The organism is Chryseobacterium polytrichastri (assembly GCF_900142445.1).
Lineage (GTDB): Bacteria > Bacteroidota > Bacteroidia > Flavobacteriales > Weeksellaceae > Chryseobacterium > Chryseobacterium polytrichastri.
The window spans coordinates 112,140-119,970 of the sequence record NZ_FRAV01000013.1; the positions used below are offsets into that span (position 1 = coordinate 112,140).

Consider the following 7,831-nt stretch of genomic DNA (forward strand, 5'->3'; position numbering starts at 1 on the left):
ATTATTTTCGAAAAAAACTAGAACACATTTTTAATAACTATGAAAAACAACACCTATTTTGGTAGGCAGCACATCTTTAGATGGCTACTACTATGTTGGCTTTTAGTCCCATGGGCACTACAAGCACAAGCTCGAATTACATGGACCTCTCAGGTCGGATGCCAGGAATTTCGTGGCGACAAAGAAGATCAAGTGCCCGACAATGGAGTGGCTTTTTCTTATATCAATTCATCCCAATGCCTCCGCGTTTGTGAAAAAAGCACTATAACCTATACAGTTACAGGGCAAAATATTGCTAACGTAATATGGTCCTCTTCAGGAGGAACTGTATCTTCTGGACTTGGAAGCCCTGTTGCAGCTGTCACTTGGGGAGTTGCGGGTAGTGGTTCTTTACAAGCTTCAATTACCTATAACGACGGAACTATAGAAGTTCAGACAATCTGCATTGAAAAGATTAATAAGCCGATTGCCGATTTCAAAATAATGAACATAGATTATAGGGTATGTAAAAATACAGCAATCTATTTTGATAACCTTTCTCAGCAGAACGGTGGATCAGACATTGTTAATTATTTCTGGGAATTTGGGGATGGAACAACATCCACAGCTTTTGAACCCTCTCATACCTATACAGATCCTGGGGTACATACCGTTCGCTTAACTGTAACTAATAAGTGCGGTTGTCAGGATGTTTATAAAAGAGATGTGGAAGTATTAAAAGCACCCCCTGTACAGATTAGCTGTGCATCCGTAGTATGTGAAGGCAGTACTGAAAAATACAGCGTACAGGATGGATGTAAAGAAGGAAAATGGGACGTTATCGGTGGAACAATTATAAATATCAACGGTAATGAAATCGAAGTAAAATGGGATCAGGTAGATCCTCTTGATGGCTTTGGTTATGTAAAGTATTTATCTCAATGTGCATGCCCTGAGTGGACAACCATTAAAATTCCGGTAATTTTAAAGAATGCCAAAGTTAAGGGACAATCAGTAGTGTGTGCAAATAAGCAATACACCTATTCAATTCCTCAATGGCCAACTACAACTGTTAATTGGAATGTAACTGGCCCTTCAGGAAGTCAATTGAATTATACTCAGCAGAGAAACGAAGTTATTTTCTCAGCATCTCAGGCAGGTACTTATACTCTTACTGCAAGTTACTTCAATACCCTATTAGGATGTAAAGGACAAGCTACTATTAGCATTATAGTAGAACAACCGGTAGTAATTAGCGGATCACCAGACGAAATCTGTGTAGGAACTACTCAGACATTTACAGCTACACCTAACGTACCTGTCATATGGAAAGTAACAGCAGGTGGCTCTACATATACATCATCACCAATAACGGGACCTTTTAACTATACCTTTGCAACATTTGGTACCTATACTGTTACAGCAACTAAACAAGGAGGAGGTTGCGAGAGCAATGCAAGAGTTATAAAGGTATCTCCTATTCCACAGCCCCCTACAGGATTTCCTTTAGGAGAAAAAAGAGTATGCCCTGGAAAGCCATATGTGTACACTATTACTCCAGTAGATCCAGGAATGATTCCAGTATGGGAGGTTGGAAATGGGGTCATTCAAGGAAGTAATACAGGAACTTCAGTTACTGTTATATTCAACTCTAATGCCTCAGGCATATCAGTACGTAACAGAGCAGAAAATTCAACAGCAGGTTGTCTCTCATCTCCAGTTTCATTGATTGTAACGCCAATAGATCTTAATACAATTACAATCAATCCTAAACCTGGACCTTTCTGTCCGAGTAGTACACAAACTTTCAGTGCTAATCTAGGTGGAATTATTCCTGACTTTATGGAATGGAGTTTTACAGATTCTAACTTTGGAAGTGTTGTAGCAGGGCAAGGTACTTCTAATATTACTGTAAATTTCAATGAAATTTCTGGACCAAGCTTTACTAATCTGAGTTTAAGAGTAGTAAAGTGCGGAGTAACAAAAATTATAAACATGCAGGTGGCTTTACTTACGCTTCCTACTGTTAGCTTCACAAATATTGGAGGAGTTTGTTTAGGTTCAAATCTTTCTTTCTCTGTGAATCAGGGAGTGATTACTTCAGCTACAAATGTTACTTTCACTTTTGCTAATGGATCAACGTATTCTACAACTTTCAATCCATCAGGAAATTATAGTTTCCCAAATAACAGCTATATTCAGAACAATACAGGAGGTAATATTTCTCAAACAGTTGTGGTAAGCTATAGCGGAACTAACGGATGTAATTACAAACCTACAGCATCAGCAAGCTTTACTATATTCCCTGAAACAATTATTACAGTTTCTCCAGTATATAATATCGCTGTTTGTGATCCGACTACTATGCCCCCGTATACTCTTACAGCTAATAGTTCTACCGGGCTTACCAACACTACTGGTTGGCAATGGTACCAAAATGGTTCACAAATACCGGGAGCTATTACTAATAGTTATACTATTTCAGGAGCTACTGCTTTAGGAACTTATAAAGTAAAAGCAACAGACCAGAATGGTTGTGTTGTTTATTCACAGGATATCAAAGTAATACAGTCTTGCCCTACAGGTAATAACTGTACAGCAAATCCTCAAATCAGCTTTATTCCGAAATGGACAGGTTGTAATACAATTTCAGTAACAGGGTTAAGTTACCTTGGAACTCCGGATGAGATTCAATGGCTATCTGATAATGTTCTTACTTTAGCTTCTGGTCAGGGAACTGCTACCCCAACCTACCAAACAACTCTTGCAGGGGCACATATTGTCTTTGTAAAATTAAGATATGGTACATGTTGGTATAGCCAAGGAATAGAAGTAAGAAAGAATTATGAACCGAAGTTTAATGTTAGTCAGGTATGTAATGGAAATGGATACAATGTTACTCTTTTCAACACATCTACTATATTTGACATCAACGGATCATCAATTTCATACACATTTAGTGGAGGTGGACAGCCTAATCAATCAGGACAAACGGCTACCTATAACAATTTGGCGCCAGGTACTTATACCTTTACAATGACAATGTCTGCACCAGGAAAACCAACGTGTACTACTACGCAGACTATTACATTGGCAGCGATTCCGAATTTAAACTTTTCATTACCGGCTTCAGCATGTGTAGGAGAAGTGATTAATCTTTCTCCTATAGGATATAATCCGGCCAATAGGTATACTTGGTATTTTTCTACCGCTTCTATAGTTGCTTCAGGGCCTACTACAGCGGTTACGATTAATACAGTTGGAAATACATTTGTAAAATTAAAAGTTGAGACTCCTCAAGGATGTTTTTATTATTCACTTGATATACCTATTTCTATAAAATCAGCAATTTTTGACGGAAATATCATTCCTCTTAATGCTGTTGGCTGTGTTGGAAGTGGTCCTACTATTACTTATATTGGTACATCAGGAACACCTTCTCAATATATCTGGATGAATGGTTCGCAACCTGTAGCAGGAGCTCCTAACTCTATTACATTTACACCTACTCAATCAGGAAGCTATTGGCCGGTATTGGTATCTGCAGATGGCTGTAAAACAAGTATTATGAGTACCAAAGCAGCAGCAGTAACACTGAAAAATGCTCCATATGTAAACATATCAGGCAGAGCTAATATCTGTGCAGGATCATCAGCGGTACTTACGGGTATTATAACAGATAATACACTGGAATATCAATGGAAACTTGCTGGGTCACCATTGGCATTATGGGCTCCGGCACCATCTTCAGGGCCTATTACTTTAACTACAGCATCCTTAACAGCAGGTACATATGTATTTACTCTTGAGGTAAGAACACCTGGAACTTCAGGATGTACAAGTTCTAAAAACTTTACTGTTACGGTAAGTAATCCTCCATCACCAGTTACAGTGACATATACTAAACAGAACTGTCAGCCTTATGAAGTTAAATTAACAGCATCAGGTCCGTCTACAGGAGATTATAACTGGAGTAACGGAATGACAGGTCAGTCTATTGTTGTGAATGAAGGCGGGGCTTATCAGGTAATCTATACTGCACCAAGCGGTTGTAAAGTCGTTGGTAATGTACAGGTACCTTTAAGTCTTGAAAGTTTAATGTGGGTATTCCCTACAGGTTGCTATGACGAATGTCTTAGAAAAAATTATATAGTAGGACCTAAAGGAATATTCGATCATCATGAATGGCAGCTTTTCGGAACCAATATCCAAAGCGCAAACAATAATTATATTGCCCCGCTGTATATTGGTGCATTAGGAACATACCAATTACAGATTGATCATTTTGGATGTCAATATACTTCCGGAACAATGAACTACTTCCCAGGTAAAGAATGTGGAATTGAGACAGATTGTAAATTGGAAGATAAAATTACCAGCATAAAATGGGATGGTGATCATTATAATGTTCACGGTGAAATTTACAACGCAGGAAGTCAACCGATAAGCCTTACCGTTTCTAGCATTCAGGGATTAGGAAGTTATATTCCATCTATCATTACCATTCCGGCAGGAGGAGTATATGATATGAATGCTAATCCATTGGCGTTCTATCCAAATGCAAACTTCCAAGGTGTTGATGAGGTATTATTCTCTAATGAAACTTGTAAGTTTATTACTAAAATAGAGGATCCTAATTGGTTGAGTAGTAAAAAAGCAAAAAGAGAAGTGAGCATAACTTCAATTTCTTCTCTGAAAATGATACCAAATCCTGCAAAGGAAAATGTGAAAATCTCGTATAATACGGGCGATGAAAAACTACAAGCAAAACAGGTAACGGTTTTTGATGCCATGGGCAATATCAAATTCCGAAAAGAACTGAAAGCGGCTTCCGGAGAGGTAGACGTGGAGATTTCAAACTGGCTGCAAGGTGTTTACATTGTTATCGTACAAACAGGAGATACATCATTACAAGGAAAGCTAATTAAAAATTAGTAACCTATAAGACAGTGTTCTCTTCGGAGAGCACTGTTTTTTTATAGTATGTGATAACTAAATGAATTTTTATGATACAATTAAAAAACAAGCTGTGGGGATTGCTTTTGATGTTACCTATAGTATCTTTTAGCCAGACTTACCAATGGCAATGGGCAAAACAGGCAGGCGGACTAACCGGATCAGCAGATCCTGGGTTTTCTTATCCATTTGATGAATCCATACGGGATATTGCGGTAGATAATAACAATAACACCTATTATTTGGCAACTATGCGAGAGCAGGGGCAAAATCTGAATGGAGTAACGGTAACCAATTATGGGCTTAGTGATCTTTTCCTTTTTTCTACCGATTGTCAGGGAAACTTAAGATGGTCACGGGCAATAGGAGGCTCAGGAAATGGGGAAAATGCGTGGCACATTGAGCTGGATAATAATGGTGGACTTTATATAATGGCCACCCTTTACAGCGCAGCAGATACGAATGACCCTAGTTCCATTCCTATACATTTTGATGATACACATACCATACCTCCCTATACATTCGTAGATTTAAATACTGTAGATCCCGGGTATAAATCTGCTTATTTATTAAAATATAAAACCTCTGATGGTACTTTGGACTGGAAGAAGTCTTTACAGGGAAATGTTAATTATCTTACTAGACTCTGTGATGTTCAAATGATGTATATGGATTCTTCCAAAAACATCCATGCTATTATAGGTTTAAGCGCGGGAACTCATTTGGATGATTTAATTACTGTACCTTCTACATTTACATCATCATTTCAATATTACTTAGTGAAGTTCAATTATAATGGTGTTAATATCATGACCCCATCCACTCCGATACTTCTTCCTATTACAGGAGGCTTAAATGCAGGTAAGATAGACGGGAAAGTAAATATGGTTTATGATGAATCCTTGAACCGCTATTATCTGGCAGGTAAAAGAATGTTTCCAGGCAACACTAGTTTGGAAGATTTTTCGTACGGTAATGTTCCGTTTACAAAAGATGCTTATCTATTAGCTTTTGATGGCAGTAATGGAACAGAATTATGGAGAAAGGAACTTAATAGTAATACCCCTCAAGGCTCTATGGACGATGAAATTCATTCTATAATAAAAGATCCGGTATCTTCAGATATTTATATTTCCGGACGTTACTTTGGGCAAGGTCCTACAATTACTTTCGGAAGCTACACCTTTCCTCCATCTTCTTATCAGGGGCAAACCCCTTTCGTAATGAAACTCAATGCAGATGGAGCAGTGCAGTGGACCAAAATGGCAGACGGAATAACAAGTTCTAATGGATATCCTTTTGTAAAAGGGAAAATTGCTCTTAACGGAAACGAAGTAGCCTTCGCCAAGGGAAGCTGGAATGACGTTTGGGGAAGCTATTCAATGGTACGTGCTAATGGAGACTTGGCTGATCCTTTGCTGGTTCGTCTGAACAAAAATACAGGAACAGTAATAGCTGCAGAAGACATTCAGAGTAATTTTCAAGTTCAAGATGAATTTACTGCAATTGCTGTAGATAAAGATGGTAATTATATCTTAGGAGGTCTTTTTCATAATCAGCTGTTTACATCTCCCAATGATGGCGTAAATACGATGACAGTCAATGTAGCGGGAGGAAAATCTCAATCTTTCTTCACCAAATATGCTAAATCAGCTTGTAGTGCACTTTCTGTAGAAGAAACAGCTGCTCAAGCCGGAATACAAGTATATCAAAATCCGGTACAGGATATTCTCAATATTAAAAGTAAAGAACCTTTAGTATCTTATGAGCTTTACGGAGCTACAGGACAATTAGTAAAACAAGGAAATTTTACTTTAACACAAGAACAGTTGGTAGTATCTTCTCTTCAAACAGGAATCTACTATATCAAACTTAAAACTAAATCTTCTACCGTAACTGAGAAATTTATTAAAAAGTAAATTACAAATTCTGATTAAGAATTAAAAAGCAGTGTTTCGTAAAGAGAACACTGCTTTTTTATGAGATGAAATACTAAATATTAAATTTTAAGTATTCTAAGAAATATTATTTTGGTTCAAAACTCTCAAAATAGAAATCAGTTAATTTCGAAACAATATCGTCAGGACTACCATTCCAATAGTAGATTTTTCCACCTTCTGATAATTGATATAAGCTAAATTCCTGTTCTGTTGTTACCGTTTTATCAGCATTTTTAAACTCTTCTGTAATCTGAATTAAATATTTTTTCAAATCCTCAGACTTTACTCTTTTCGGATTAGTGATTGGCATATCAGATAACTTAGAAGGTACTTTAAAACTAACAGAATAGTTGATTAAAGCTATTTTTTGGTCTTTTACATATTCATTCTCAATCATTTTCACATTGGTTATTGATAACTTTCCGTTTTTGAAATTATCTGTCATGATCTTGAAATAATCTTCGGCTTCTTTTCTGCAATCATTGGCCGTATTCTTATGAAAAGTAGATAAAAAACTGTCAACTCCTGCTTTCAATGTTTCATCTGCCGTTTCTTTTAGATTAATTTCATACGCATTCTTTCCTTCTACGGTTGGCTTCAAATACTCATTAAGCTTCGCAAGAACTGCTTGGTCATACTTCACGAAAGTATCAAAGTAAAATCCAAAAACATCACTTGGTTTTTTAACTTCTTGGGCATTAAAATTTTGGGCAAACAAGGCCAACATTAAAAATAAAATGATCTTGTAATTTTTCATAACTTATTTCGTTTTTGGATGGTGTAAATTAATGATTTGTCTGGTCCTAAAAATGCGATACAGATTATAGGTCAAAAATAGATAATTAAACCAAAGCAAAAACATTTTTGCTTTGGTTTTTTGTTTTGTATGTTTTCATTTTCAATTCAGACTGGTTGTGCATTTGGTTTGGCGTAAGATAATGATTCGAAAAATGTGG

At 36.9% G+C, this 7,831-nt stretch carries 3 protein-coding genes; 2 read left to right on the forward strand and 1 reads right to left on the reverse strand.

All coding sequences use genetic code 11. The features are described from left to right. Window positions 1-39 precede the first annotated feature (39 nt). Both BUB80_RS10175 and BUB80_RS10180 read left to right on the forward strand, forming a co-directional pair. The gene (locus BUB80_RS10175) at window positions 40-4,914 is read left to right on the forward strand and encodes a PKD domain-containing protein (RefSeq protein WP_073292820.1); all 4,875 of its coding nucleotides are present in this window, start codon (window positions 40-42) and stop codon (window positions 4,912-4,914) included. 71 nt (window positions 4,915-4,985) lie between these two features. After that, window positions 4,986-6,854, forward strand: a complete 1,869-nt coding sequence (locus BUB80_RS10180; RefSeq protein WP_073292821.1) for a T9SS type A sorting domain-containing protein — start codon at window positions 4,986-4,988, stop codon at window positions 6,852-6,854. 106 nt (window positions 6,855-6,960) lie between these two features. Here BUB80_RS10180 and BUB80_RS10185 read toward each other — a convergent pair whose 3' ends face one another. Next, window positions 6,961-7,632 (reverse strand): hypothetical protein, encoded by a 672-nt coding sequence (locus tag BUB80_RS10185; RefSeq protein WP_073292822.1) that lies wholly within the window; start codon window positions 7,630-7,632, stop codon window positions 6,961-6,963. Window positions 7,633-7,831 lie beyond the last annotated feature (199 nt).

Bases quoted from the DNA above. Each gene is read 5' to 3' on its own strand.
- BUB80_RS10175 (WP_073292820.1), top strand. From the start codon at position 40: ATGAAAAACAACACCTATTTTGGTAGGCAGCACATCTTTAGATGGCTA.
- BUB80_RS10180 (WP_073292821.1), top strand. From the start codon at position 4,986: ATGATACAATTAAAAAACAAGCTGTGGGGATTGCTTTTGATGTTACCT.
- BUB80_RS10185 (WP_073292822.1), bottom strand. From the start codon at position 7,632: ATGAAAAATTACAAGATCATTTTATTTTTAATGTTGGCCTTGTTTGCC.